General features: G+C 61.7%; 21 protein-coding genes, 2 tRNA genes and 1 pseudogene. 4 read left to right on the forward strand and 20 right to left on the reverse strand.

Annotated features, from left to right (window positions below):
- Positions 1–59: 59 nt before the first annotated feature.
- The 8 genes from L6D64_RS10350 to rnr form a co-directional block, all read right to left on the reverse strand.
- Positions 60–2,363, reverse strand: coding sequence for a YgiQ family radical SAM protein (locus L6D64_RS10350; RefSeq protein WP_099814353.1), 2,304 nt, complete (start codon positions 2,361–2,363; stop codon positions 60–62).
- Positions 2,364–2,464: 101 nt separating this feature from the next.
- Positions 2,465–3,862 carry a replicative DNA helicase gene (gene dnaB / locus L6D64_RS10355; RefSeq protein WP_176510011.1) on the reverse strand — a complete coding sequence of 466 codons (1,398 nt, stop codon included), beginning with the start codon at positions 3,860–3,862 and terminating at the stop codon, positions 2,465–2,467.
- 111 nt (positions 3,863–3,973) lie between these two features.
- Positions 3,974–4,420 (reverse strand): 50S ribosomal protein L9, encoded by a 447-nt coding sequence (gene rplI, locus L6D64_RS10360; RefSeq protein ID WP_054887852.1) that lies wholly within the window; start codon positions 4,418–4,420, stop codon positions 3,974–3,976.
- A gap of 20 nt (positions 4,421–4,440) precedes the next feature.
- Positions 4,441–5,304: a hypothetical protein gene (locus L6D64_RS10365; RefSeq protein ID WP_054887853.1), complete on the reverse strand. Its 864-nt coding sequence runs from the start codon at positions 5,302–5,304 to the stop codon at positions 4,441–4,443.
- Between the two features lie 33 nt (positions 5,305–5,337).
- Entirely contained in the window at positions 5,338–5,568 is a 231-nt protein-coding gene (gene rpsR, locus L6D64_RS10370; protein ID WP_003249563.1) for a 30S ribosomal protein S18, read from the reverse strand.
- 28 nt (positions 5,569–5,596) lie between these two features.
- On the reverse strand, positions 5,597–6,022 hold the full coding sequence (rpsF, locus tag L6D64_RS10375; protein ID WP_013974420.1) for a 30S ribosomal protein S6: 426 nt from the start codon (positions 6,020–6,022) through the stop codon (positions 5,597–5,599).
- Positions 6,023–6,327: 305 nt separating this feature from the next.
- Positions 6,328–7,074, reverse strand: a complete 747-nt coding sequence (gene rlmB / locus L6D64_RS10380; RefSeq protein ID WP_027920757.1) for a 23S rRNA (guanosine(2251)-2'-O)-methyltransferase RlmB — start codon at positions 7,072–7,074, stop codon at positions 6,328–6,330.
- Entirely contained in the window at positions 7,071–9,647 is a 2,577-nt protein-coding gene (gene rnr / locus L6D64_RS10385; protein WP_176510010.1) for a ribonuclease R, read from the reverse strand. Before rnr ends, rlmB begins: the two co-directional genes overlap by 4 nt.
- 271 nt (positions 9,648–9,918) lie before the next feature.
- Between rnr and L6D64_RS10390 the strand changes: the two genes are divergently transcribed.
- The 4 genes from L6D64_RS10390 to L6D64_RS10405 all read left to right on the forward strand — a co-directional run bounded on the left by L6D64_RS10390 (position 9,919) and on the right by L6D64_RS10405 (position 13,002).
- Positions 9,919–10,005: transfer RNA gene (locus L6D64_RS10390), tRNA-Leu, on the forward strand.
- Between the two features lie 88 nt (positions 10,006–10,093).
- Positions 10,094–10,180 (forward strand) — tRNA-Leu (locus tag L6D64_RS10395).
- Between the two features lie 243 nt (positions 10,181–10,423).
- Positions 10,424–11,437, forward strand: a complete 1,014-nt coding sequence (locus L6D64_RS10400) for an extracellular solute-binding protein (RefSeq protein ID WP_176510009.1) — start codon at positions 10,424–10,426, stop codon at positions 11,435–11,437.
- On the forward strand, positions 11,437–13,002 hold the full coding sequence (locus L6D64_RS10405; RefSeq protein WP_176510008.1) for an ABC transporter permease: 1,566 nt from the start codon (positions 11,437–11,439) through the stop codon (positions 13,000–13,002). Before L6D64_RS10400 ends, L6D64_RS10405 begins: the two co-directional genes overlap by 1 nt.
- 420 nt (positions 13,003–13,422) lie before the next feature.
- Here L6D64_RS10405 and L6D64_RS10410 read toward each other — a convergent pair whose 3' ends face one another.
- From L6D64_RS10410 to miaA, 12 genes and pseudogenes are all read right to left on the reverse strand, one after another.
- Positions 13,423–14,394 carry a hypothetical protein gene (locus L6D64_RS10410; RefSeq protein ID WP_176510007.1) on the reverse strand — a complete coding sequence of 324 codons (972 nt, stop codon included), beginning with the start codon at positions 14,392–14,394 and terminating at the stop codon, positions 13,423–13,425.
- Between the two features lie 9 nt (positions 14,395–14,403).
- Positions 14,404–14,892, reverse strand: coding sequence for an Hcp family type VI secretion system effector (locus L6D64_RS10415; protein ID WP_152958509.1), 489 nt, complete (start codon positions 14,890–14,892; stop codon positions 14,404–14,406).
- A 232-nt stretch (positions 14,893–15,124) separates the two neighbouring features.
- Complete coding sequence (locus L6D64_RS10420) at positions 15,125–15,616, reverse strand: DUF2867 domain-containing protein (RefSeq protein WP_176510006.1); 492 nt, start codon at positions 15,614–15,616, stop codon at positions 15,125–15,127.
- A 186-nt stretch (positions 15,617–15,802) separates the two neighbouring features.
- Entirely contained in the window at positions 15,803–16,687 is an 885-nt protein-coding gene (locus L6D64_RS28485) for a methyl-accepting chemotaxis protein (RefSeq protein ID WP_373874234.1), read from the reverse strand.
- A gap of 21 nt (positions 16,688–16,708) precedes the next feature.
- Positions 16,709–17,401, reverse strand: a pseudogene (locus tag L6D64_RS28490) (methyl-accepting chemotaxis protein); the annotation flags it as partial.
- A gap of 523 nt (positions 17,402–17,924) precedes the next feature.
- Entirely contained in the window at positions 17,925–19,217 is a 1,293-nt protein-coding gene (locus tag L6D64_RS10430; RefSeq protein WP_003249542.1) for an adenylosuccinate synthase, read from the reverse strand.
- Between the two features lie 56 nt (positions 19,218–19,273).
- Positions 19,274–20,461, reverse strand: coding sequence for an ATP phosphoribosyltransferase regulatory subunit (locus L6D64_RS10435; protein WP_054887860.1), 1,188 nt, complete (start codon positions 20,459–20,461; stop codon positions 19,274–19,276).
- A 301-nt stretch (positions 20,462–20,762) separates the two neighbouring features.
- A complete protein-coding gene (gene hflC / locus L6D64_RS10440; RefSeq protein ID WP_176510004.1) occupies positions 20,763–21,632 on the reverse strand; it encodes a protease modulator HflC in 870 nt (289 codons plus the stop codon).
- Positions 21,632–22,810 (reverse strand): FtsH protease activity modulator HflK, encoded by a 1,179-nt coding sequence (gene hflK / locus L6D64_RS10445; RefSeq protein WP_054887862.1) that lies wholly within the window; start codon positions 22,808–22,810, stop codon positions 21,632–21,634. Before hflK ends, hflC begins: the two co-directional genes overlap by 1 nt.
- A gap of 96 nt (positions 22,811–22,906) precedes the next feature.
- A complete protein-coding gene (gene hflX, locus L6D64_RS10450) occupies positions 22,907–24,208 on the reverse strand; it encodes a ribosome rescue GTPase HflX (protein ID WP_054887863.1) in 1,302 nt (433 codons plus the stop codon).
- Between the two features lie 12 nt (positions 24,209–24,220).
- Positions 24,221–24,481: an RNA chaperone Hfq gene (gene hfq, locus L6D64_RS10455; RefSeq protein ID WP_027920748.1), complete on the reverse strand. Its 261-nt coding sequence runs from the start codon at positions 24,479–24,481 to the stop codon at positions 24,221–24,223.
- 92 nt (positions 24,482–24,573) lie between these two features.
- Positions 24,574–25,545, reverse strand: coding sequence for a tRNA (adenosine(37)-N6)-dimethylallyltransferase MiaA (gene miaA / locus L6D64_RS10460; RefSeq protein WP_176510003.1), 972 nt, complete (start codon positions 25,543–25,545; stop codon positions 24,574–24,576).
- Between the last annotated feature and the right edge of the window lies 1 nt (position 25,546).

The following is a 25,546-nucleotide window of genomic DNA, read 5'->3' on the forward strand; positions in this document are numbered from 1 at the left end:
TAACCCGGTGGGAGCGGGTTCATCCGCTCCCACCAGGTTTCTCTAGCCGGCCTGCAAGATCAGCGCGGGATGACGGGCTGACGCGGCTTCTTGCCCTTGCCGCCACCACCCTTGGCGGCTTCCTTGCGCTCTTTGGCAGCCTGCTGGTTGCGGGCGAATGCCTCGGCCTTGGCCTTCTCGCGCTTGTCCCACGGCTTGCTGCCATCACTGCCCCGCGGTGGCAGGCCGGTGTGCTGGGTGAGGATCTTCTGATCCTTGCCCACCTTGTGGCTGCCGGCCGGGGTCGAGTTCTTGCGGCGCGCGCTCTGGTACGTGTCGGTCTGCGGCTGGTGCAGCGGGATCAGCTGGTGCTTGCCCGGCCCGATCAGGTCGGCACGGCCCATGCGCTGCAGCGCTTCACGCAGCATCGGCCAGCCCTTCGGATCGTGATAGCGCAAGAACGCCTTGTGCAGGCGGCGCTGCTCGTCGCTCTTGACGATCTCCACCCCTTCGCTCTTGTACGTGACCTTGCGCAGCGGGTTCTTGCCCGAGTGGTACATGGCCGTGGCCGACGCCATCGGCGACGGGTAGAAGGCTTGCACCTGGTCGGCACGGAAGCCGTTGCCCTTGAGCCACAAGGCCAGGTTCATCATGTCTTCGTCGGTGGTGCCTGGGTGCGCGGCGATGAAGTACGGGATCAGGTACTGTTCCTTGCCCGCCTCTTTGGAGAACTTCTCGAACATGCGCTTGAAGCGATCATAGGTGCCGATGCCCGGCTTCATCATCTTGTCCAGCGGGCCACGCTCGGTATGCTCCGGAGCGATCTTCAGGTAGCCGCCAACGTGGTGGGTCACCAGCTCCTTGACGTACTCCGGCGATTCCACCGCCAGGTCGTAGCGCAGGCCCGAGGCGATCAGGATCTTCTTCACACCCGGCAAGGCGCGGGCCTTGCGGTACAGCTCGATCAACGAGCTGTGGTCGGTGTTGAGGTTCTCGCAGATGCCCGGGAACACGCAGGACGGCTTGCGGCAGTGCTTCTCGATGTCGTGGCTCTTGCAGGCGATGCGGTACATGTTGGCGGTCGGGCCGCCAAGGTCCGAGACCACGCCGGTGAAGCCGGGGACCTTGTCACGCATCTCCTCGATCTCGTTGAGGATCGATTCGTGGGAACGGTTCTGGATGATGCGGCCTTCGTGCTCGGTGATCGAGCAGAAGGTGCAGCCACCGAAGCAGCCACGCATGATGTTGACCGAGAAACGGATCATCTCGTAGGCCGGGATGCGCTCTTTGCCGTAGGCCGGGTGCGGCACACGGGCATAAGGCATGCCGAAAACGTAGTCCATTTCCTCGGTGCTCATCGGAATGGGTGGCGGGTTGAACCACACATCCACCTCACCGTGCTTCTGCACCAGGGCGCGGGCATTGCCCGGGTTGGTTTCCAGGTGCAGCACACGGTTGGCGTGCGCATAGAGCACCGGGTCGTTCCGCACCTTCTCGAACGACGGCAGGCGGATCACCGACTTTTCCCGGGTAACGCTCGGGCTGTCGAGGATCTGCACCACCTTGGCTTCGTTCGGGTCTTCCTGTTCGCCCTTGGCCTGCTCGATGGCGCAGGCCTGGGTGTCCTGGGTGTTCACGTACGGGTTGATGATCTTGTCGACACGGCCGGGGCGATCGATACGGGTCGAGTCGATCTCGTACCAGCCTTGCGGCGTGTCACGGCGCACGAAGGCGGTACCGCGTACGTCGGTGATGGTCTCGATCTTCTCGCCATTGGACAGGCGCTGGGCCACTTCGACCACCGCACGTTCGGCGTTGCCGAACAGCAGGATGTCGGCGCTGGCGTCGATCAGGATCGAATGGCGGACTTTGTCCTGCCAGTAGTCGTAGTGGGCGATGCGGCGCAGCGAAGCCTCGATGCCGCCGAGCACGATCGGCACGTGCTTGTAGGCTTCCTTGCAGCGCTGGCTGTACACCAGGCTGGCGCGGTCCGGACGGCTGCCGGCCAACCCGCCGGGGGTGTAGGCGTCGTCGGAACGGATTTTCTTGTCCGCGGTGTAGCGGTTGATCATCGAGTCCATGTTGCCGGCGGCCACGCCGAAGAACAGGTTCGGCTCGCCAAGCTTCATGAAGTCGTCTTTCGACTGCCAGTTCGGCTGGGCGATGATGCCCACGCGGAAGCCCTGGGCTTCCAGCAGGCGGCCGATGATGGCCATGCCGAACGAAGGGTGATCGACGTAGGCATCACCGGTCACGATGATGATGTCGCAGGAATCCCAGCCGAGCAGATCCATCTCCTCCCTGCTCATCGGCAGGAAAGGTGCTGGCCCGAAGCATTCGGCCCAGTACTTGGGATAGTCGTAGAGTGGTTTGGCTGCTTGCATGTCAGTGACCGGTTCTGGTGTGCAGGGAAATCGCGGGCGCGGAATATAGCACAAATTTTGACCAAATCCGACGGTGGTTGTCGGATTCACGAAGCTGAGGCTTATTCGTCGTCGTCGAAGTTGTACATGCCCGGCGCGAGGTTCTCGAAGCGGGTGTACTTGCCGATGAACGCCAGGCGCACGAAGCCGATGGGGCCGTTACGCTGTTTACCGATGATGATTTCCGCCACGCCCTTGTGCTCGGTCTCGGGGTGGTACACCTCGTCGCGGTACACGAACATGATCACGTCGGCGTCCTGCTCGATCGCACCGGATTCACGCAAGTCGGAGTTGACCGGGCGTTTGTTCGGGCGCTGTTCCAGGGAGCGGTTCAGCTGCGACAGGGCAATCACCGGGCAGTTGAATTCCTTGGCCAGGGCCTTGAGGGAGCGGGAGATCTCGGAAATCTCGTTGGTCCGGTTGTCACCGGCCGAACCCGGGATCTGCATCAGCTGCAGGTAGTCGACCATGATCATGGCGATCTCGCCGTGCTCACGGGCCAGGCGGCGGGTACGCGCACGCATTTCCGAGGGGCTGATACCGGCGGTATCGTCGATGAACAGCTTGCGATCGTTGAGCAGGTTGACCGCCGAGGTCAGGCGCGGCCAGTCGTCGTCATCCAGCTGGCCGGAACGCACCTTGGTCTGGTCGATGCGGCCCAGGGACGAGAGCATACGCATGATCAGCGATTCACCTGGCATCTCGAGGGAGAACACCAGCACCGCCTTGTCGGTACGCAGGACGGCGTTTTCCACCAGGTTCATGGCGAAGGTGGTCTTACCCATCGACGGTCGACCGGCGACGATGATCAGGTCGGCCGGCTGCAGGCCGCTGGTCTTCTCGTCGAGGTCGGTGAAGCCGGTAGACACGCCCGTGATGTCGCTGTCGGAGTTGAACAGCGTGTCGATGCGGTCGATGGCCATGGTCAGCAGTTCGTTGACACCCACCGGGCCACCGGTTTTAGGCCGCGCCTCGGCGATCTGGAAGATCTGCCGCTCGGCATCGTCGAGAATTTCCTCGGCGTTGCGCCCTTGCGGGTTGAAGGCGTTGTCAGCGATGTCGGTACTGATGCTGATCAGCTGGCGCAGGGTCGCCCGCTCGCGAATGATCGCGGCGTAGGCCTTGATGTTGGCCACCGAGGGGGTGTTCTTGGCCAGTTCGGCCAGGTATGCCAGGCCGCCAACCTGTGACGAAAGGCCTTCCTTGTCCAGCTGCTCGTGCAGGGTCACCACGTCGAATGGCTGGTTGGCGTCGGCCAACTTGTGCACGGCACGGAAGATCAGGCGGTGGTCATGCCGATAGAAATCGCCATCCGAGACCTGGTCCAGTACCCGCTCCCAGGCGTTGTTGTCCAGCATGAGGCCACCAAGCACGGCCTGTTCGGCCTCGATGGAATGCGGCGGCACCTTCAGGGCAGCGGTTTGCAGGTCGAGCTGTTCGGAGTGGGTGATCTCGTTCATGGCCACGAAAGAATTCTGGAGGATGAAAAAGACAAAGGGCACGGCCTGAGTGAACAGGACCGTGCCCGATGTTAACCGGCTATCCCGTGAGGGACCACCAGTCAGCGCAGCTTAGGCAGCTACGACGACCACACGTACGGTGGCTTCAACGTCGCTGTGCAGGTGCACGGCTACGTCGTATTCGCCAACCTGACGGATGGTGCCGTTCGGCAGACGAACTTCAGCTTTAGCCACTTCAACGCCGGAGGCGGTCAGGGCGTCAGCGATGTCGTGGGTGCCGATCGAACCGAACAGCTTGCCTTCGTCGCCAGCGGTGGCAGTGATGGTCACTTCCAGCTCGGCCAGTTGGGCAGCACGGCTTTCAGCCGAAGCTTTACGCTCAGCAGCTGCTTTTTCCAGCTCGGCGCGACGCTCTTCGAACGCAGCCAGGTTGGCGGCGTTGGCAACGGTGGCCTTGCCGAATGGCAGCAGGAAGTTACGGCCGTAACCAGCCTTAACTTTAACTTTGTCGCCCAGGTTGCCCAGGTTAGCGACTTTTTCCAGCAGGATCAGTTCCATTTGGTAAAACCTCTTAACTTTTAACCTTCACCGTTCGCGGAGTCTTTCCCCGGAGGGGACTTGCGACCGCGAAAATCAATCAGGCTGTCGACAATGGCCAGGACCATCAGCAACGGGTAGATCAGCTGCATGATCAGCGGCAACGTCACGTACATGCCCACCAGCCAGAAACCGGCCAGTCGCCCCTGTGCCACGAGGCCGTGCATCAAGGCGATGCCAGCCAGCACCAGTACCAGGCTCGATGCCGATGCCAGGATGATGAACTGCGACCCGATAAACGGAGCCACCACCATCACTGCCACCAAGACCGCCATGGTCTGCTTCGGCAACCTCAGTTCGCGAAATTCGCGACCGAAGCCTCCAGGGTTGTACAACGCTGCTTGCCAATAACGCGCCAGCACCAGGGCCAACACGCTGAACAATTGCACCGTCACTGCTGTGGAAGCGACCAGCACAGGGCGGATCAGCTCACCGGAGAGCACCGGCTCCCCTTCGATTTTCGGCATGGCTTCGGCAAACGCCTTGGCCAGCACATCGAAGGTCTGTGCCAATGCCATGTCGAGCACGAGGCTGAAAACCACGGCAAACACGGCACTGGCGACCAGCACACGGCTCCAGGGATGCTCGGCGCGCAACAGCGCGGCCAGGCCCAGGGCACCGGCGATCACCAGGAAGGTGATCGGATCGCCCATCAACCACACGGCCAGCCCGGCCAGCAGGCCGCCGGCGATGACCGTTGAGGCATCCTTGAACCCACGCCGCAGCAGCACAAGGCTGCCGGCAGCGGCACTCAACCAGAACAGCAGCGGCAGTACCGCGCTGATGACCACCACCAGGGTGGCCTGCACACGACCGCGCATGATGAAACTTGCTAACGCTCGCATGCTAATCCCTTACTGCTTGTCGACGACCCGGTCTCAGCGGCCGTGGCTGTCGGTGTAGGGCAGCAGGGCCAGGAAGCGGGCGCGCTTGATAGCGGTAGCCAGCTGACGCTGATAACGAGCTTTGGTACCGGTGATACGGCTTGGAACGATCTTGCCGGTTTCGGATACGTAAGCTTTCAGGGTGTTGAGATCTTTGAAGTCGATCTCTTTCACGTCTTCAGCAGTGAAGCGGCAGAATTTACGACGACGGAAGAAACGTGCCATTTAATAGGCTCCTCTAAAGGTCCGTGGATTACTCGTCAGCGTTATCGCTGGAGTCGCTGTCATTGCTGTCGTCGCCGTCGGCGGATTCAGCATGCTCAGGACGCTCACGACGCTCACGGCGCTCGCTGCGGTTTTCTTCAGCCTTCAGCATCTCGGACTGGCCGGTTACGGCTTCGTCGCGACGGATGACGAGGTTACGGATAACGGCATCGTTGTAGCGGAAGTTGTCTTCCAGCTCGGCCAGGGCCTTGCCGGTGCACTCAACGTTCAGCATCACGTAGTGAGCCTTGTGAACATTGTTGATTGCGTAGGCCAGTTGACGACGGCCCCAGTCTTCCAGGCGGTGGATCTTGCCGCCATCTTCTTCGATCAGCTTGGTGTAACGCTCAACCATGCCGCCGACTTGCTCGCTCTGGTCCGGGTGAACCAGGAAGATGATTTCGTAATGACGCATGAATGCTCCTTACGGGTTAGTAGTCTGCCAGCGAATCTGGTCAGACAAGGAGTGAATGACACTGTATGTCTTGCACGGAGGGGAGGCACATGCGCGCCTGCCAGCTCGGCAAGGGGCGCAATTGTAGAGAAGGCAACACGCACAAGCAAGGTGATTGGTGAATATTTGAACAGCCTGAAACATATTCACACGCTGCCGGCCTCTTCGCGGGTGAACCCGCTCCCACAAGGATCACACAAGGCCTGAGCCTGCGGGTTACCTGTGGGAGCGGGTTCACCCGCGAAGGGGCCGGAACAGGCTGAAGATCAGCGCTTGGCCTGACGCTGACGCACAGCCTCGAACAGGCAGACGCCCGTCGCCACCGACACGTTGAGGCTGCTGACACTACCGCTCATCGGCAACTTGACCAGGAAATCGCAATGTTCGCGGGTCAGCCGGCGCATGCCCTTGCCTTCGGCCCCCATGATCATCACCAACGGACCGGTCAGATCCTGCTGGTAGATCTCCTGTTCAGCCTCGCCAGCGGTACCCACCACCCACAGGCCACGCTGTTGCAGTTTCTCCAGGGTGCGCGCCAGGTTGGTCACGGCCACCAGTGGAATCACTTCGGCCGCGCCGCAGGCCACCTTGCGCACCACCGGCGTCAGGGTCGCCGACTTGTCCTTGGGCACGATCACCGCCGTGGCACCGGCTGCATCCGCGGTACGCAGGCAGGCACCCAGGTTGTGCGGGTCGGTCACGCCATCCAGCACCAGGATCAGTGGTGGCGTCTCGCTGCGCTCGAGCAGTTCTTCGAGCATCAACTCGCCCCACACCTGGCTCGGGCTGACCTCGGCAACCACCCCCTGGTGCACGCCTTCGACCCAGGCATCCAGCTCACGGCGCTCGGCCTGGCCGACCGGCACGCGGTTTTCCGCGGCCAGCTCCAGCAACGCCTGGATGCGCGGCTCGCTGCGCCCTTCCGACAGCCAGATCTGCTTGACCCGCTTAGGATGGTGTTGCAGCAATGCCTGCACGGCGTGCACGCCGTAGATCTTTTCCAGCTGACTCATGACTTGTTCTTGCTCTTGCGTGGCGCGCCGGACTTCGACGGGCCTTTACGGTGCTTGGTCGGCTTGCCGGACGACTTGCCGCCCTTGTCCGCCTTGCTGCTGGCGTGGCCGCTGGTGCGCGCCTCGCTCATCAGCGCCTTCTTCATTTCACGGCTCTTGCGCACTTCGGCGTTGCGCTGCACGGCGTCTTTCGGGAAGTACGCTTCGGCGGTTTCGCTCTTGCGGCTGCGCGGCTTTGGCGTGGCCTTGGCCTCGGCCACTGGCTCGGACTTCCCGGCTATTGGCGCCGCAGCACCACGCCCCTTGCGTCCGATCGGCGCACTGAGCTGCTGCTCGGAGACTTCGAAGTCGATCTTGCGCTCATCGAGGTCGACGCGCATGACCTTGACCTCGATGGTGTCGCCCAGGCGGAAGCTACGCCCGGTGCGCTCGCCCGACAGGCGGTGGTGCACCGGGTCGAAGTGGTAGTAGTCGCCCGGCAACGCACTGACGTGCACCAGGCCTTCCACATAGATGTCGGTCAGCTCGACGAACAGGCCAAAGCCGGTGACTGCCGTGATCACACCTGGGAAGGTCTCGCCCACGCGATCCTTCATGAACTCGCACTTGAGCCAGTTGACCACGTCACGGGTGGCTTCATCGGCACGGCGTTCGGTCATCGAGCACTGCTCACCGAGCTGGTCGAGCGCATTCACGTCATACGGGTAGATACGCGCCTTGGGAATACTCATGGCGCCTGCGCGCTTGACGTGCGGGGTATCGACCTTGGAGCGGATGATGCTGCGGATGGCGCGGTGCACCAGCAGGTCCGGGTAACGGCGGATCGGCGAGGTGAAGTGGGTGTACGCCTCGTAGTTCAAGCCGAAGTGGCCGTTGTTGTCGGTGCTGTACACCGCCTGGCTCAGCGAGCGCAGCATCACGGTCTGGATCAGGTGGAAGTCTGGGCGCCCGGCGATGCTTGCCAGCAGGGCCTGGTAGTCCTTCGGCGACGGGTCCTTGCCCTTGTGCAGGGTCAGGCCCAGCTCGCCGAGGAAGGCGCGCAGTTTTTCCAGGCGCTCGGGCGGCGGGCCGTCGTGCACACGGTAAAGGGCGGGCACTTCATGCTTCTGCAGGAACGCTGCGGTGGCGACGTTGGCCGCCAGCATGCACTCCTCGATCAGCTTGTGGGCATCGTTGCGCACGGTCGGGCGGATTTCCGCGATCTTGCGCTCGTCACCGAAGATGATGCGGGTTTCCTGGGTCTCGAAATCGATGGCACCCCGGGCGTGACGGGCATCCAGCAGCACCTTGTACAGGTTGTACAGGTTCTTCAGGTGCGGCACGACTTCCTTGTATTCCTCGCGCAGCGCCTTGCCCTCACGGGTACGGGCATGCTCGAGCATGCTGCTGACCTTGTTGTAGGTCAGGCGGGCATGGGAATGGATCACCCCTTCATAGAACTGGTAGTCGACCATCTGGCCGGCTTTGTTCATGGTCATTTCGCAGACCATGGCCAGGCGGTCGACATGCGGATTCAGCGAGCACAGGCCGTTGGACAGCTCTTCGGGGAGCATCGGCACCACGCGCTCGGGGAAATACACCGAGTTGCCGCGCTGCTGGGCTTCGTTGTCCAGGGCCGAGCCCAGGCGCACGTAGCTGGAGACGTCGGCGATCGCCACGTAGAGGCGCCAGCCGCCAGAGAACATGCGCAGCTTGCCCAAAGGTTCGCAATAGACGGCGTCATCGAAGTCGCGGGCATCCTCGCCGTCGATGGTGACGAACGGCAGGTGGCGCAGGTCGATGCGCTTTTCCTTGTCCTTCTCTTCGACTTCGGAGCGGAACTTGCGTGCTTCCTTGACCACATCGTTGGGCCAGACATGGGGAATGTCATAGCTGCGCAGGGCAACGTCGATTTCCATGCCCGGGGCCATGTAGTTGCCGATCACCTCGACCACATCACCCTGAGGCTGGAAACGCGGCGTAGGCCAGTGGGTGATCTTGATCTCGACGAACTGGCCAATCTTGGCGCCACCGTTACGCCCGGCCGTCACCAGCACTTCCTGCTGGATCTTCGGATTGTCCGGGGTCACGTAGCCGATGCCGCCTTCTTCGAAGTAGCGGCCGACCACGCTTTCATGCGCCCGGGAGATGACCTCGACCAGCACGCCTTCGCGACGACCACGGCGGTCGACGCCCGAGACGCGGGCCAGGCCGCGGTCGCCGTCGAACACCAGGCGCATCTGCGAAGGGCTGAGGAACAGGTCTTCGCTGCCGTCATCGGGGATAAGGAAACCAAAGCCGTCACGGTGACCGGAGACACGGCCACAGATCAGGTCCAGCTTGTCTACCGGGGCATAAGTGCCGCGCCGGGTATAGATAAGCTGGCCGTCACGCTCCATGGCACGCAGGCGGCGGCGCAGGGCTTCGATCTGGTCTTCTTCATAAAGACCGAACTCTGCCGCCAGCTCCTCGCGCGCGGCCGGTTCGCCACGGTCGGCGAGGCGCTGCAGGATCAGCTCACGGCTGGGAATGGGGTTGTCGTATTTTTCCGCTTCGCGAGCGGCCTCGGGATCGAGGGATTGCCAATCGGCCATCAGAAGGGGTTCACCTTGGGGTATATAGATAGGAATTCTGGCATGTGTGTATTGAAACCGGAAATGTCAGCCTTGGACAGCCCCCGCTGCAGTGTGTAGAGAGGAGCAATAGGCTTTCGGAATCAAGAAGTTGAATTTTTTGAAATTTTTTTCGCTTGGGGGGTTTACAGCCCCCAGGACCGTCCGTATAGTGCGCACCACAACGACGGACAAGCCCGAAGTTGTAGTAGAGATGAACGGCGCTGTAAAGCATCTTTTATCTCGAATGTGTGCCCAGGTGGCGGAATTGGTAGACGCGCTGGTTTCAGGTATCAGTGACCGCAAGGTCGTGGAAGTTCGAGTCTTCTCCTGGGCACCAAATATTTTCAAGTAACAGATGACCAAGGATCTGTTACTGCTGTGTGAAAGCGAACGATAGTCGCCTTCTCCAGACGATGTAAAGCTTTGCCCAGGTGGCGGAATTGGTAGACGCGCTGGTTTCAGGTATCAGTGACTTAACGGTCGTGGAAGTTCGAGTCTTCTCCTGGGCACCATACAAAAACCCACTAGCTTGCTAGTGGGTTTTTTCTTGCCTGCGATTTTTAAATCCCCTGCCCCGACAGCCACCACAGCCCCCTGTGGGAGCGGGCTTGCCCGCGAAGCGGCCAGCACTGCAGGCACAGCCTCATGAGTTGTACCTTCGTCTGCCGATGAATTTCTCGTCACCCGGCCACTTGAGAAACGATTTCGTTTACCATTGTTTCCGAATATGTAGCCGTAAGCGAGGAAGTACCCGCATGACGATCCGCCCGCAACCGCTGATGCGTACACTGGCTGCCGCAGTTCTGAGCCTGGTGATCGGCGCTCCGGCCGCCCTGGCAGATGAACCGGTCACGCTGACCCTGTACAACGGCCAGCACAAGGAAATCGGCGAAGCCATCGCCAAGGCCTACGAGGCCAAGACCGGTATCCATATCAATATCCGCAAGGGCAGCAGCAACCAGCTGGCCAGCCAGATCATCGAGGAAGGCGACCGCTCGCCGGCCGACATCATCTATACCGAAGAATCTCCGCCACTGAACAACCTGGGCGAACTGGGCCTGCTGGCGAAGATCGACGGCGCCACGCTGAACATGCTGCCCAAGGAATACGTTGGCGCCAACGGCACCTGGATGGGCGTGACCGCCCGCACCCGCGTGGTGGTGTACAACCCGAAGAAAGTCGACGAAAAAGACCTGCCGACCACCGTGATGGACTTCGCCGGCCCTGAGTGGGAAGGCCGCGTCGGCTACGTGCCAACCAGTGGCGCATTTCAGGAGCAAGCTGTAGCCATCCTGAAGATGCACGGGCGTGAAGCCACCGAAGAATGGCTGACCGGCCTGAAAGCGTTCGGCAAGACCTACACCAACAACATGGTCGCCCTCAAGGCCGTGGAAAAAGGCGAAGTCGCCGCCGTACTGGTCAACAACTACTACTGGTATGCGCTGCAGCGCGAGCGCGGCAAGCTCGACTCCAAGCTCTACTATCTGGCCGACGGCGACGCCGGCAACCTGGTGACCATCTCCGGCGCAGCTGCGGTCAAGGCCAGCAAGCACCCGAAGGAAGCCCAGGCCTTGCTCAACTGGATGGCCAGTGAAGAAGGCCAGCGCGTGATCACCCAGACCACCGCCGAGTACCCGTTGCACAAGGGCATGGTCTCCGACCGCGGCCTGAAGCCGTTCGAAGAGCTGCGCCCGCCAAAGATCTCGCCAGCCGACCTGGGCAACGCCGAGGAAGCGATCGAGCTTGAACGCGAGGTCGGCCTGCTCTGATGACTGCCGCCCTGTCCGAGCCGGTGCCGGTACGTTACGTGCCGCGCCGCAAGCGCCCCTCGTTCTGGGTGCTGCTGCCTGTGCTGTTCCTGGTGGCGATGAGCGTGCTGCCGCTGCTGTACGTCGCCATGAAAGCCTGGGAGGCCGGCTGGCGCGAAGCCCTGCACCTGCTCTGGCGCCCCTTCGTCTGGGGGCTGATGCGCAACACCCTGATGCTGATGGCAGGGGTGACGCTGGCGTGCATGGTGGCTGGCCTGGCCCTGGCTTGGCTACTGGAGCGCAGCAACCTTCCCGGCCGCCGGCTGTGGGGCGTGGTGCTGTGCCTGCCGTTCGCGGTGCCGTCGTTCGTCAGCAGCTTCACCTGGGTATCGCTGAGCTCGGACTTCGAAGGCCTGGGCGGTGCGATCCTGGTCATGGCACTGTCCAAGTACCCGCTGGTGTTCCTGCCGGTGGCGGCGACCCTGCGCAACCTCGACACGTCGCTTGAAGAGTCGGCACGCACCCTGGGTTACAGCCGCTGGGGCGTGTTCCGCAAGATCACCCTGCCGCTGCTGTGGCCGTCGATGCTGGGCGGTGCGCTGCTGATTGCGCTGCACATGCTGGTCGAGTTCGGCGCCTTGTCGATCCTCGGCCTGCAGACCTTCACCACGGCGATCTACCAGCAATTCGAGCTGGAATTCAGCAACGCCAACGCGGCCATGCTTTCGGCCGTACTGCTCGCGCTGTGCCTGCTGATGCTGTGGCTGGAACTGCGCGTGCGCGGCAAAGCCCGTCATGTGCGTATCGGCCAGGGCGTGGCGCGTCGCGGGCAACCGGTGCGGCTGCGCGGCTGGATGCCGTTGGCGCAGCTGTTCTGCCTGGGCCTGGCGATTCTCGGCAGCGGCATTCCGCTGGCCATGCTGGGTTACTGGCTGAGCGTGGGGTCGTCGGCCGCCTTCCCGGTAGCGGCGATCAGCAAAGCGCTGCTGACTTCGCTGTCAGTGTCGCTGGGTGGTGCAGGCTTCTGCGTGCTGCTGGCGCTGCCGGTCAGCTTCCTGGTGGTGCGCTACAAAGGGCGCCTGGCATTGTGGGCCGAACGCCTGCCGTACCTGCTGCATGCCCTCCCCGGCCTGGTGATCGCGCTGACCCTGGTGGTGTTCTCGCTGCACTACGTGCCGGCGCTGTACCAGACCACCGCGTTGTTGCTGCTGGCCTATGCGCTGCTGTTCCTGCCACTGGCCCAGGCGCCGGTGCGCACGGCACTGAACAAGGCTTCGCCAACCCTCGAAGAAGCAGCCCGCACTTTGGGTGCCAGCAGCTTTGCAGCGTTTTGCCGGGTGACCTTGCCGATCATCTTCCCGGCGCTGGCGGCGGCGTTTGCGCTGGTGTTCCTTGATGCCATGAAGGAACTGACCGCCACCCTGCTGCTCAGCCCGACGGGCATGACCACCCTGGCCACTGAGGTCTGGGCACATACCGCCAACGTCGAGTTTGCGGCGGCGGCGCCTTATGCGGCGTTGCTGATTGTGGTTTCGGGGTTGCCGGTGTATTTGCTGACTACCCGGATGTACTTGAACAAGGCTTGAGAACGAATCCAGGCTGGCAAGCAGCCTGGATTTTGAACGACACACGAGCTTACCTCCAGTACGCTATCCAAACAAAAAACAGCACAATCAGTGCAATTAGAAAAATTTGTACAGACCACAAGCGCACTAACAACTTCTGCAGGTCGGCGGGAGCCTTAGCAAGGTCATCGCCATCTAATAGACCCTTTCGAACGCAAAAATATTTCATAGATAGCATTGCAGAAATTGACCCTAGCCGCATGACTTTCCCGGGCAACCCTGCATGAGAGTATATTTCTCTATTTACAGCCACCATTCGACTATTTGACAAGGCTGATTCGATACGATCCAGATATCGATGTGCAACGTATATCCATACACCAAACATAAAATACGGCGAAATAATCGCGAATACCCCAAGCACTGCCAGGTGCAAGTTACTCATCGCACTGCCTCGTACAAAATCTCCCCTACTCTTTCTCCCAACATCTCGCCAAACTCACCCCCGGCAATACCTCCAGCCGCTCCCCCCAGTACCGCGCATGCGAAAGTTGCCGTTCCAGCGGTGGAAACGCCTAAGGCAACACAAGCTATTGGCCCCAATACGCCCCCGACTTTCCCACCAATTCCTCCTAGCCCCAAACCCGCGACTAGCGAACTCCTTTCGACATACTTAGCCTTTTTACATTCATCCTCCCGCCCAAGCACGCAAGCGTTACGAATTGCCAGCTCGGTTGACGCCACTTCAAGCGCCATCCCCAGATACGCACCTTTTTTTACCCAATTAGCCGCCTTAGCCACGCCAGATATTTTTTCTGCGTACCCTTTAATCTCACCACCGTGAAGAAATCTTTTGGTGGATATATCCAGTGCATGCTTGATTTTACCCCGATTGCGCAAACCAGCCCCATACGCAGCCATACTGTCTAGCTGCGCCTCCAACGTCAGAAATAACGCTGTACGTTTCGAGTAGAATACATCACGAGCTTTCAACGTACCCTGATGCAAATAATTTCGGTGGAGTCGTTCTATCTCCTCTAACGTTTTCTTGATCGCTTCAAGATGCTTACTCCAAGCGTCACTAGCGGTACCAGCGCCGATGGACCCACGAGCCAGCAAGCTCTGCAGCAGCTCAAAATTCTCCAGAAGGAACCCGTCAAGCCCACCGCCGTTCAATTCGATATCAAGGTGTATACCCAACGCCTTACCCATGAGAAATGCCTCATGAGCAGTACAGGACGGTGTGCTTGGGTCACCCACGATTATCAGTTCGCCAGGGAAAACAACAGTGTTGACGATATGCGCATTCAAAACATCAAACTTGGCCCGCTGGTTCCCGTTCATGGGTGTATCGGCCCTCAGCGACTCATAGGACTGCGCTTTGGGATTAATGTAGCTACGAGCCTCGGACATGGTCGAACCTCACGCATACTTCTTGTTACTGATGCGATCCCAGCCACCGGTTACATTGCCACCGGCGCTGCCATCGAGGCGCTTCTGCCGCGTGTAGGTGGTCTTGATGCGGCCATAGTTCAGTTGCACCACCTCCATGGGCACCCCGGTGCTGGCGCTCTGGGCGTAGTCGGCGATGATCACTTCTTCGAGGACCACTTCGAAGTACTTGAGCTTGTCGCCACCCGCACGGCACAGCACCAACTTCACTTCCTTCAGGTGCTGGCCGGCACAGCTGGCTTCCAGCAGCTTGCAGCTGGCGCTGTCCAGGTACTTGGTGAAGGAGAAATTGGTGAGTGTGGTACGGCCTGATGATGCGCCGCCCGCAGAGCTTGCGGTGGCAGAGGTGCTCTGGTTGGCGCCGAACTTGTAGCCAGCAATCTCGATCCAGTTGGTGAACTGCTCGTCCAGTGCTTCGCCAGCAATTTCGGTGATTTGAATATAAGCATCGAAAGCCATGCTTACCTCTCCTTAGCAATATTTGGGCTGAAAGACGACAGAGCTCTCGCATTGTCGTCTTGCGGTTGCGCCTGAAAAGCAGACGGCGGATCAGCACCGTCACCTCGAGACCCGGTTGACACTAGTTCCCTGTGCCAAGCCAGGCAATAGCACGCACGCCCATAAGCAAACTTTGGGAAATTGCCTACAAGATCGGGTAAAAACTCTCATTTATGAGGTAAGAATATGTTGCTTACCGATGCTTGAAACGATGGCCTTGCAGGTTGCCCAGCATCCGCCGCACGATCACACCATGAACCCTTCCTACCGGCACCATGTACAAACGGCCGAAGGTGTTGAAACACTTTACCGATGTGGTCACTTTCAACTGCGGGAGGCTGCACTCCCCTGTCGACACATCCATACACACCATCACCGCCAAGTGCGTATCGCGCGACGTCAGCACCAGTTGCTGGTCGCTGATGGCCTCGACGGTGAAGAAGTCCAGGTGCTCGCCGACGGCTGGCACATGCGCTGGATCGCGGCGACTGAAGCCGTGGATATCGGCGACATTGAAACGGCGTGAGATGAAGTCGCGGATGCGGAAGGCCCTGGCGAGCCAGCCGGGGACGTCCGAGGTCATGGCGCAGTAGGCTTGCAGGGCGGTCATCGGGGCAGTGAGCTGGACGCTGTCACTGTGCAGGAAATTCAGGTCGGCCTGGGCGGCGACCAGTTGGGCGGACATGAGCAACTCCCTTTGTCATGTGTCGCCGACAGCATAGCAACATGACGCGCTGCAGGAGCGCCCTCATGTCGCGAAAGGGCCGCGAAGCGGCTCCAGTAATAGATGCGTTCATGCAGATATCCCGGGACCGCTTTGCGGTCCTTTCGCGACGCAAGGCCGCTCCCACAAGAAGCGACCGCGCTGGTTTCAAGCCCGGAACTGACCGAGACTGGCACGCAATTGGGCCGCCAGATCATCCAGCACCTTGCTGCTGGCCGTGGTCTGCATCACCACCTCAGCCGAGCGTTCGGCCTGGGCATGGATGTTCTCCACCCTGCCCCTCACCGCCTGGGCGCCATGGGCCTGTTGCTCGGCAGCGCGGGTAGCCAGCCCGATAGCCGCGTGCACCTGCTCCACTGCAGCCTGCACCGACTGCTGGCGACGCTCGTTATCCCGCAGCACCAACAGCCCTTCGTTGGCCTTGATCCCGGCCTGACTGATGGTGGCCACCGCTTCCTTGGCACCTTTCTGCAGGGCGGCAATGTGCGCCTGGATGTCGCCGGTAGAGCTTTGGGTCTTGCTCGCCAGCGCTCGCACCTCATCGGCCACCACGGCAAAGCCGCGACCTGTCTCGCCAGCGCGTGCCGCCTCGATTGCTGCGTTGAGGGCCAGCAAGTTGGTCTGCTCGGCAATACCATGGATGACGGTCAGCACCACTTCGATCTGCTCGCTCTGCTTGGCAAGACGCTCGATCACCTGCGAACCCGTTTCGACCTGGCCGGCCAGGTTCTCGATCAGGCTCGCCAGTTGCGTCGAGGAACGGCTGTTCTCATCGGTTGCCTGGCGAATGTCCACGACCTGCTGCAACGCCGCCTGCATGGCATGGCTCTCGGCCTGGGCCTCGTCAGCCATGCTCGACAGGTCGCGCAGGCTGGCGGCCACTTCGTCACGCTGCAACGCCGCTGCGGCATCGGCACCGGCGTTGCGTTGGGCCATGGTGCCGATCTCGACCCCGGTACGCTGAGCCACCTCACCGGCTTCGCGGACGATAGGCTGCAGCTTGTCGACAAAGCGGTTGACCGCCGACGCCATGTCACCGATCTCGTCGCGGCTGTCGAGGGTCACGCGCTTGGTCAGGTCGCCTTCACCCGCAGCCAGATCGTTGAGGGCAGCGATCAGCAGGCGCAGCTTGCTGAGCACGCGGCGCCCCAGCACCACGGCGACCACCAGCAGCACACCCAGGCCGACCACCACCAGGCCCAGGCCAATCCGCCAGCGCAGCTCGGCAGCCGCATCGCGCACGGTCTGTGCGGTGTTGGCCTGCATCGCGGTGGCGCTGGCCTGCGCGGTTTGCAGGCGCTCGCGCAGGGCCTTGCCACTGTCGGCGGCCGCCGCACCCAGGCTATCGCCAACCAGTTGCTCACCGCTGGCGATCAGGGCACTGAAACGCTGGTCGAGAGCTTTGAGCTCCTGATCAACACCGGCCGTGGACACCCCCATCAGCACTTTGCCGATCTCGGCACCATTGGGGTTGATCGACGCTTCGACGAAATACACCGATGAATCGCGACGCGCAGCATCGAGCACCTTATCCAGCGCTCGCTCGCCCTGGCCCTTCTCGATCAAGGCCTGGTTGATCGGGTTCTGCCGGTTCAAGTAACGGGTCAGGTGCTGGCCCTGGGCATCGTCATAAATCACGAACAGCACGTTGGGGTTGCGCTGGGCGCGGCGGGCGAAGTCGGAGAGCATCGGCACATCGTTGTCCCAGATCGCCCGCGGGGCGACCGATGCCAGCAGCTCGGCCATGTCGTTGGCCGAATCCTTGAGGTTTTTCTCCAGGGTGGCCCGCAACTGCTGCTGTTCGTCCTGCAGCCGCGTGGAAAGGCCCGCGCTCAAGCGCTGACGGGTGCTGCTGGAGAGGCTCTCGAGGCCCCCGCGCACATCTTGCCCGGCCTGCTCCAGCTCGCTGGCGAGCTGGCGGCTGTCTTTGCCCAGGCGCTCCCCCAGGTCGGCCTCCAAAGCCGTCACGGTGCTGCGGGTCAGCGCAACGGCCACCAGCACTTGCACCAAAAGGGCGATACCAAGGGCAACAAACACAGGCCGCAAGAGGCGGCTTCGTAACAGTGAAAGGATGGCAGACACGGTGTAACCCTCGTGTTTTCTGGCGCCACTATTTTGATGGCATCTACAGAAACTTCTTACAGCAAGGGTTGTGCCGTACACAGCAGGGATAAGCGCCAAGGTCTAGCAATGCCGCCAGCGCGCGCCACAAATGAAAACGCCGCGCCCCCTTTCAGGAGCGCGGCGTCAGATCAGCCTGGAGGGCAGATCAGGCGAACGGATGACGCAGGACGATGGTCTCGTTGCGGTCCGGGCCGGTCGAAATGATATCAATCGGCGCGCCGACCAGCTCTTCGATGCGCTTGATGTAGTCACGCGCAGCTTGTGGCAGCTCTTCCAGGGTTTTCACGCCCAGGGTCGATTCGCTCCAGCCTGGCATCTCTTCGTACACCGGCTCCAGGCCGATGTAGCTGTCGGCATCGGATGGGGCGTCAATGACGGCACCGTTCTCGTTCTTGTAGCCAACGCAGATGTTGATGGTTTCCAGGCCGTCCAGCACGTCCAGCTTGGTCAGGCAGATGCCCGAGATGCTGTTGACGTCGATGGCGCGACGCAGGATGACGGCATCGAACCAGCCGCAACGGCGGGCACGGCCGGTGGTCGAACCGAACTCGTGGCCGCGCTTGGCCAGGGTGGCGCCGGTCTCGTCGAACAGTTCGGTCGGGAACGGACCGGAACCCACGCGAGTGGTGTAGGCCTTGGTGATGCCCAGGATGTAGTCGAGGTACATCGGACCCACGCCGGAACCGGTGGAGATGCCGCCAGCAGTGGTGTTGGAGCTGGTGACGTACGGGTAGGTACCGTGGTCGATGTCCAGCAGCGAACCCTGGGCGCCTTCGAACATGATGTCCTTGCCGGCGCGACGCAGGTTGTGCAGCTCGGCGGTGACGTCGAGCATCATCGGCTTGAGCTGTTCGGCGTAGGCCATGCACTCGTCCAGGGTCTGCTGGAAGTCGATGGCCGGCTCTTTGTAGTAGTTCACCAGCTGGAAGTTGTGGTAGTCCAGCAACTCGCCCAGCTTGGCGGCGAAACGCTCACGGTGGAACAGGTCGCCAACGCGCAGGCCGCGGCGTGCGACCTTGTCTTCGTAGGCTGGGCCGATGCCGCGGCCGGTGGTGCCGATCTTGGCTTCGCCACGGGCTTTTTCACGGGCCTGGTCCAGGGCCACGTGGTACGACAGGATCAGCGGCGCAGCCGGGGAGATGCGCAGGCGCTCGCGCACCGGTACGCCCTTCTCTTCCAGCTTGGTGATTTCACGCATCAAGGCGTCCGGTGCAACGACCACGCCGTTGCCGATCAGGCACTGTACGCCTTCACGCAGGATGCCCGAGGGAATCAGGTGCAGAACGGTTTTCTCACCGTTGATCACCAGGGTGTGGCCCGCGTTGTGACCACCTTGGTAGCGCACTACGGCGGCAGCATGTTCGGTCAGCAGATCGACGATCTTGCCTTTGCCCTCATCACCCCACTGGGTGCCCAGGACGACGACATTCTTACCCATTACATTGGTCCTCATTCACGCAAACTTGGTTGCCGGCCTACTGCCGACGCAGAAACTCACTGGGCCAGCGGCAGAACCTGCCAGCGCCCGTCTTGCTGAATCAATTGCCGATCACAATCCGCCTCGAGAGCAGCACTCAACGGCTGGCCAGGCAAAGCCTGGACCACACGCTGGCCCTCGTTGCGCAACTGGCAGACCTGCTGCCAGAGGGCCGCGTCGCCACTGTCCGGCATCCAGATGCCGCCAGTTGGCAATACGACCTCCGCTCGCCCCAGTGTGACCAGGGTCTTCAAATCCGTGGAGAAACCGGTGGCCGGGCGTGCCCGGCCAAAGTCGGCGCCGATATCGTCATAGCGGCCGCCCTGGGCGATGGACTGACCTTCGCCCGGAACAAACACGGCGAACACCACGCCCGTGTGATAGTGGTAACCGCGCAGCTCGCCGAGGTCGAAGTACAGCGGCAGCTCCGGGAAGCGCGACGCCAGGCGATCGGCGATCGCCAGCAGGTCGTCGAGCGCCGCCAATACGCTGGCCGGGGCACGGCCCAGGCGCACTCGCGCTTCGGCCAGCACTTCCCGGCCACCGCACAGCTCGACCAGGGCGCGCAGCATATTGCCCAGGTCCTTCGGCAAATCGGCAGTCAGCGCCTGTACTTCATCAACCGATTTGCGCTGCAGGGCATCGAACAACTGCTGTTCGACCGCGCCCGACAGGCCGGCGGCACGGGCCAGGCCGCGGTAGATTCCGACATGGCCGAGGTCCATGTGCACGTCGGCAACGTCGGTCAGCTGCAGCGTGGCGAGCATCAGGCTGATCACTTCGACATCGCTGGTCGGGCTGGCGTCGCCGTACAGCTCGGCACCCAGCTGAATCGGGCTGCGCGAGGTGGACAGGGCACGTGGCTGGGCGTGCAGCACGCTGCCGGCATAGCACAGACGGCTCGGGCCTTCGCGGCGCAGGGTATGGGCGTCGATGCGCGCGACCTGCGGGGTGAAGTCGGCGCGGAAGCCCATCAGGCGACCGGACTGCGGGTCGACCACCTTGAAGGTGCGCTGATCCAGGTCCTGGCCGGCGCCGGTGAGCAGCGACTCCAGGTACTCGATATGCGGGGTGACGACCAGTTCGTAGCCCCAACTCTGGAACAGGTCCAACACCTGGCGGCGCGCGATCTCGATACGCGCAGCCTCAGGTGGCAGTACTTCCTCGATGCCATCTGGCAGCAGCCAGCGGTCTACCGTTGCCATTACGCCATTTCCCCTCTGGTCCGGGCGGCTTGCCAGCTGGCGAGCCGTCAGTAAAGCCGGTATCGCGCACAGCAGCGGGCAGCACTGATCCCAGCGCAACCACCGTACCCGACACCCTCAAATTGCCTTGCGACCTGACCAAACCGTCAACTGGCGCTTTGCCAATCAACCTTGCAGACGCAAAAAAGCCGGGAAATTTCCCGGCTGCCTCATCATACACCCCTTTTCATACAGGATGCACCCCGCCTGGTGTTTTAGCTGCCAGGCGGGGCGCCGCTGCATGGAAATCAGGGCCTGAGCGTCACGGCTTGCTCTTGTCCAGGAAGCGGAAGAACTCGTTCTTCGAATCCAGTACCAGCACGTCGCTCTTGCTCGAGAAGCTGTCGCGGTACGCCTGCAGGCTACGGTAGAACGCATAGAAATCGGCGTCCTGGGTGTAGGCCTTGGCGTAGATGGCGGCCGCCTGGGCGTCGCCGTCACCGCGAGTCTCTTCTGCTTCACGGTAGGCTTCGGCCAGCAGTACACGGCGCTGACGGTCGGCATCGGCGCGAATACCTTCGGCCAGCTCGTTACCTTTGGCGCGGTGCTCGCGGGCCTCACGCTCACGCTCGGTACTCATGCGGTCGAACACGCTGCGGTTGACTTCCTTCGGCAGGTCGATGGCCTTGACGCGCACGTCGATGACCTCGATACCCAGCTCCTTGCTGGCCATGCGGTTCAGCGATGCGGTGATGTCAGCCATCAACGCGTCACGTTCACCGGAAACCACCTCGTGCAGGGTACGTTTACCGAACTGGTCACGCAGGCCGCTTTCCAGACGACGCGACAGACGCTCGTCGGCAATCTGCTTCATGCCGGAAGTGGCAGTGTAGAAGCGCTCGGCATCCTTGACGCGCCACTTGGCGTAGGCGTCGACCATCACCGCTTTCTTCTCCAGGGTCAGGAACCGCTGGGTCGGGGCGTCGAGGGTCATCAGGCGTGCGTCGAACTTGCGTACCTGGTTCACGTACGGAATCTTCACGTGCAGGCCCGGCTGGACATCCGCCTGGACCACCTTACCGAAGCGCAGCAGCACTGCACGCTCGGTCTGGGACACAATGTAGAAGCTGTTCCAGGCCACAATGGCCAGAACCACGGCGGCAATCAGGGCGATCAGCGATCGGTTGCTCATCAGCGGCTCTCCCTAGTACGCAGTGGCGGCTGTTGCTGTTGCAGGTCCTGCGCCGCACGCGCGGCCGCATCGTTGACCGACGGGCTGACGCTGGCGCCGGGCGCGGCCGTGTTGCGGCTGCCTTCGACCATCTTGTCCAGCGGCAGGTAGAGCAGGTTGTTCTGCCCATCCTTGGCCGTGACCAGGACCTTGCTCGAATTGCTGTAGACCTCTTGCATGGTCTCCAGGTACAGACGCTGACGGGTCACCTCAGGTGCCTTGCGGTACTCGCTGACCAGTTTGCTGAAGCGGTCAGCCTCACCCTTGGCACGGGCGATGACTTCGTCGCGGTAACCGTTGGCATCCTCGATGATGCGCTGGGCCTGACCGCGGGCTTCCGGCACCACGCCATTGGCGTAGGACTCGGCCTGGTTGCGGGCACGCTGCTCATCTTCGCGGGCACGGATCACGTCGTCGAAGGCTTCCTGCACTTCACGCGGGGCTGCCGCGCTCTGTACGTTGACCTGGGTGACGGTGATACCCGTGCGGTAGTTGTCGAGGAAACGCTGCAGGCGCTCGCGGATATCCACGGCCATCTGCTCACGGCCCTCGGTCAGCACCTGGTCCATCGAGGTGGAACCCACCACGTGGCGCAGGGCGCTGTCGGTCGCATGCTGCAGGCTGACCTCAGGCTGGTCGACGTTGAGCACGAAGTCCTGCAGGTTGCTGATCTTGTACTGGACGGTCAGCGGCACCTCGACGATGTTCTCGTCTTCGGTGAGCATCTGCCCCTGCTTGGTGTAGGCACGCTCGCGCGTGACGTTTTCCATGTACTTGCGATCAATGGGCGGGAAGTAGATGTTCAGGCCGGGACCGACCGTCTCATAGTACTTGCCGAAGCGCAGCACTACGGCCTGCTCCTGCTCATCGACCACATACACGGCGCTGTACAGCCAGATTGCAGCAAGCACCGCCAGGCCGATGCCCAGCAGGCCGTAGCCGCCCCCCTTGCCGACATTGCGGTCACCGCCGCCACGTTTCTTGCCACTGCCGAACATGCCGTTCAGGCTGTCCTGCAGCTTGCGGAAGGCCTCGTCCAGATCCGGCGGACCCTTCTTGTCGCCACCACCGCCGCCACCGCGACGGCCGCCCCAGGGATCCTGATTGTTCGAGTTGCCACCCGGCTCGTTCCAAGCCATAGCGCTCTCCATCTGATAAAGCAAAGACGCGCCCACGGCGCGCCGTCCAATGCTACAGAATGCCTGCCACTGCTGCCCGGTGACCTCACCGGGCATTTATTGCAAAGTGTGTTGCTCGACAAACACTTGCGGCTCCATGCCTTCGCGACTGACCAGGCGGTTCAACTCGACCCTGGGCAGGCGAACACTCAGCAGGCTGCGCCCTTCTTCGTCATGCTCCTCACTCTGCACGGCACCCAGGGCAAAGAATTGCGCGCGCAAACGGGCAAAACGCTGCTCCAGACACAGGGTACCGACAAACAGATCATCCCCCAGCAACTCGGCAATCGCCTGGCCGACCAGCTCCAGGCCACGTCCATCTCGTGCCGACACCCAGACCCGCTGCGGCTTGCCATCGGCATCGCGCTGAATCTGTGGCTCGACATCTTCGAGCAGGTCGAGTTTGTTATAGACCTCAAGGATCGGCAAGCTTTCGGCGCCAATCTCGCCCAACACGGCCAGCACTTGCTCGATCTGCTCCATGCGCTCTGGCTCATGGGCGTCGATCACATGCAGCAGCAGGTCCGAGTTGCTCGACTCTTCGAGCGTAGCCCGAAATGCCTCGACCAGCTTGTGCGGCAGGTGGCGAATGAAACCCACGGTATCGGCCAGCACGATCGGCCCCAGGTCGGCCAATTCGAGCCGGCGCAGGGTCGGGTCGAGCGTGGCGAACAACTGGTCCGCCGCGTAGACCTCGGATTCAGTCAGGGCATTGAACAGCGTGGACTTGCCGGCGTTGGTATAGCCGACCAGCGACACCGACGGGATATCCGCGCGCTTGCGGCCACGACGGGCCTGCTCACGCTGGCTGCGCACCTTTTCCAGGCGCCCCTTGATCTGGCGGATACGTACCCGCAACAGACGGCGGTCGGTTTCCAGCTGGGTTTCACCCGGGCCGCGCAAGCCAATCCCCCCCTTTTGCCGCTCGAGGTGGGTCCAGCCGCGCACCAGCCGCGTGCTCATGTGGTCGAGCTGGGCCAGTTCGACCTGCAGCTTGCCTTCATGGGTACGCGCCCGCTGGGCGAAGATATCGAGGATCAGCCCGGTTCGGTCAAGCACACGACACTCGAAGACTCGCTCGAGGTTGCGCTCCTGACTGGGCGTGAGGGTGTGATTGAAAATCACCAAGTCTACCTGTTCGGCTTTGACCAGGTCGCGCAACTCCTCGACCTTGCCGCTGCCAATCAGGTATTTGGCCGTAGGCTGATGCCTGGCAACCGTGGCCAACGAGACGATGTCGGCTCCGGCCGACAGTGCCAGTTCCTGAAACTCCTGCGGGTCTTCGCGCGCCTCAGGGTTCTGACCTTCCAAGTGAACGAGCAACGCTCGCTCACCACCACCGTGGCGCTCAAAGAACAATGCAGGCTCCTATCAGGCGTTGCCTGGCTCGCTGTCGCCGTGTTCGGAATCGGACGGGCTTGGCAGGCGAACCGGACGGGCAGGCACCACGGTCGAGATGGCGTGCTTGTAGACCATCTGGCTGACGGTGTTCTTCAGCAGCACCACGAACTGGTCGAAGGATTCGATCGAGCCCTGCAGCTTGATCCCGTTGACCAGATAGATCGATACCGGGACCTTTTCTTTTCTCAGTTGGTTCAAGTAAGGGTCTTGTAGCGAATGCCCTTTTGACATATGCCGCACTCCTGTAAGGATAAATAGAAAAATCAGAAAAATTGATAAGTCAGGCCGCCCCTTCGCAAGAATAGACGGCAATCAGCAGGGACTCAGCTCAATATGGAGACCGCCCCAAGGTATTTCAAGGTGCGGGACAGATTGTCGCAGGCCAGGCTGTCAAGCCAGTGCACGCCAGGCCAGCCACGCAACCAGGTGAACTGCCGCTTGGCCAGCTGGCGAGTGGCAATGATACCGCGTTCACGCATCTCATTCTCAGTCAGCTTGCCGTCGAGGTAGTCCCAGACCTGCCGATAACCCACTGCCCGTATAGACGGCAGTCCGGCGTGCAAGTCACTTCTGGCTCGCAACGATCGGACCTCATCGACGAAGCCCTGTTCCAGCATCTGCGAAAATCGTAGCGCAATTCGCTCGTGCAAAATGTGACGATCCGCAGGCGCAATCGCCAAACTCGCGACAGTATAGGGCAAATGCCCGCCAGCGCCTGCGTCTGCGGCGCTACTTTCCGCGAATTGACGGTGGCGATGGGCTGTCATGCTCTCGCCACTCACCCGGTAGACCTCGAGCGCCCGGATCAGCCGCTGTGGGTCGTTGGGGTGAATACGCGCCGCCGATTCGGGGTCGACCTCGGCCAATTGCCGGTGCAACTCGGCCAGGCCCAGCGCCGCGGCCTGGGCCTCGAGCTCCGCGCGCACCGCAGCATCGGCCGCCGGCATGTCTGCCAGCCCGTCGATCAGCGCCTTGTAATACAGCATGGTGCCACCGACCAGCAGCGGAATCTTGCCCCGCGCAGTGATATCGGCCATCGCTTCCAGGGCGTCAGCGCGAAACTGCGCGGCCGAGTAGCTTTCAGCAGGGTCGCGGATATCGATAAGCCGGTGCGGGTAAGCCGCCAGAATCGCTTTGGAAGGCTTGGCCGAACCAATGTCCAGGCCGCGATAGACCAGCGCCGAATCGACACTGATCAGCTCGCAAGGCAGGACCTTGGTCAGCTCGATGGCGAGGTCGGTCTTGCCAGCCGCCGTCGGGCCCATGAGGAATATCGCAGGGGGTTTGCCACTCATG

The organism is Pseudomonas urethralis (assembly GCF_021602465.1).
Taxonomy (GTDB): domain Bacteria; phylum Pseudomonadota; class Gammaproteobacteria; order Pseudomonadales; family Pseudomonadaceae; genus Aquipseudomonas; species Aquipseudomonas vlassakiae.

Excerpts from the sequence above, each read along its gene's own strand:
- L6D64_RS10350 (WP_099814353.1), bottom strand. The coding sequence starts at position 2,363 with ATGCAAGCAGCCAAACCACTCTACGACTATCCCAAGTACTGGGCCGAA.
- dnaB (WP_176510011.1), bottom strand. The coding sequence starts at position 3,862 with ATGAACGAGATCACCCACTCCGAACAGCTCGACCTGCAAACCGCTGCC.
- rplI (WP_054887852.1), bottom strand. The coding sequence starts at position 4,420 with ATGGAACTGATCCTGCTGGAAAAAGTCGCTAACCTGGGCAACCTGGGC.
- L6D64_RS10365 (WP_054887853.1), bottom strand. The coding sequence starts at position 5,304 with ATGCGAGCGTTAGCAAGTTTCATCATGCGCGGTCGTGTGCAGGCCACC.
- rpsR (WP_003249563.1), bottom strand. The coding sequence starts at position 5,568 with ATGGCACGTTTCTTCCGTCGTCGTAAATTCTGCCGCTTCACTGCTGAA.
- rpsF (WP_013974420.1), bottom strand. The coding sequence starts at position 6,022 with ATGCGTCATTACGAAATCATCTTCCTGGTTCACCCGGACCAGAGCGAG.
- rlmB (WP_027920757.1), bottom strand. The coding sequence starts at position 7,074 with ATGAGTCAGCTGGAAAAGATCTACGGCGTGCACGCCGTGCAGGCATTG.
- rnr (WP_176510010.1), bottom strand. The coding sequence starts at position 9,647 with ATGGCCGATTGGCAATCCCTCGATCCCGAGGCCGCTCGCGAAGCGGAA.
- L6D64_RS10400 (WP_176510009.1), top strand. The coding sequence starts at position 10,424 with ATGACGATCCGCCCGCAACCGCTGATGCGTACACTGGCTGCCGCAGTT.
- L6D64_RS10405 (WP_176510008.1), top strand. The coding sequence starts at position 11,437 with ATGACTGCCGCCCTGTCCGAGCCGGTGCCGGTACGTTACGTGCCGCGC.
- L6D64_RS10410 (WP_176510007.1), bottom strand. The coding sequence starts at position 14,394 with ATGTCCGAGGCTCGTAGCTACATTAATCCCAAAGCGCAGTCCTATGAG.
- L6D64_RS10415 (WP_152958509.1), bottom strand. The coding sequence starts at position 14,892 with ATGGCTTTCGATGCTTATATTCAAATCACCGAAATTGCTGGCGAAGCA.
- L6D64_RS10420 (WP_176510006.1), bottom strand. The coding sequence starts at position 15,616 with ATGTCCGCCCAACTGGTCGCCGCCCAGGCCGACCTGAATTTCCTGCAC.
- L6D64_RS28485 (WP_373874234.1), bottom strand. The coding sequence starts at position 16,687 with ATGGCGTCGGCGGTCAACCGCTTTGTCGACAAGCTGCAGCCTATCGTC.
- L6D64_RS10430 (WP_003249542.1), bottom strand. The coding sequence starts at position 19,217 with ATGGGTAAGAATGTCGTCGTCCTGGGCACCCAGTGGGGTGATGAGGGC.
- L6D64_RS10435 (WP_054887860.1), bottom strand. The coding sequence starts at position 20,461 with ATGGCAACGGTAGACCGCTGGCTGCTGCCAGATGGCATCGAGGAAGTA.
- hflC (WP_176510004.1), bottom strand. The coding sequence starts at position 21,632 with ATGAGCAACCGATCGCTGATCGCCCTGATTGCCGCCGTGGTTCTGGCC.
- hflK (WP_054887862.1), bottom strand. The coding sequence starts at position 22,810 with ATGGCTTGGAACGAGCCGGGTGGCAACTCGAACAATCAGGATCCCTGG.
- hfq (WP_027920748.1), bottom strand. The coding sequence starts at position 24,481 with ATGTCAAAAGGGCATTCGCTACAAGACCCTTACTTGAACCAACTGAGA.
- miaA (WP_176510003.1), bottom strand. The coding sequence starts at position 25,545 with ATGAGTGGCAAACCCCCTGCGATATTCCTCATGGGCCCGACGGCGGCT.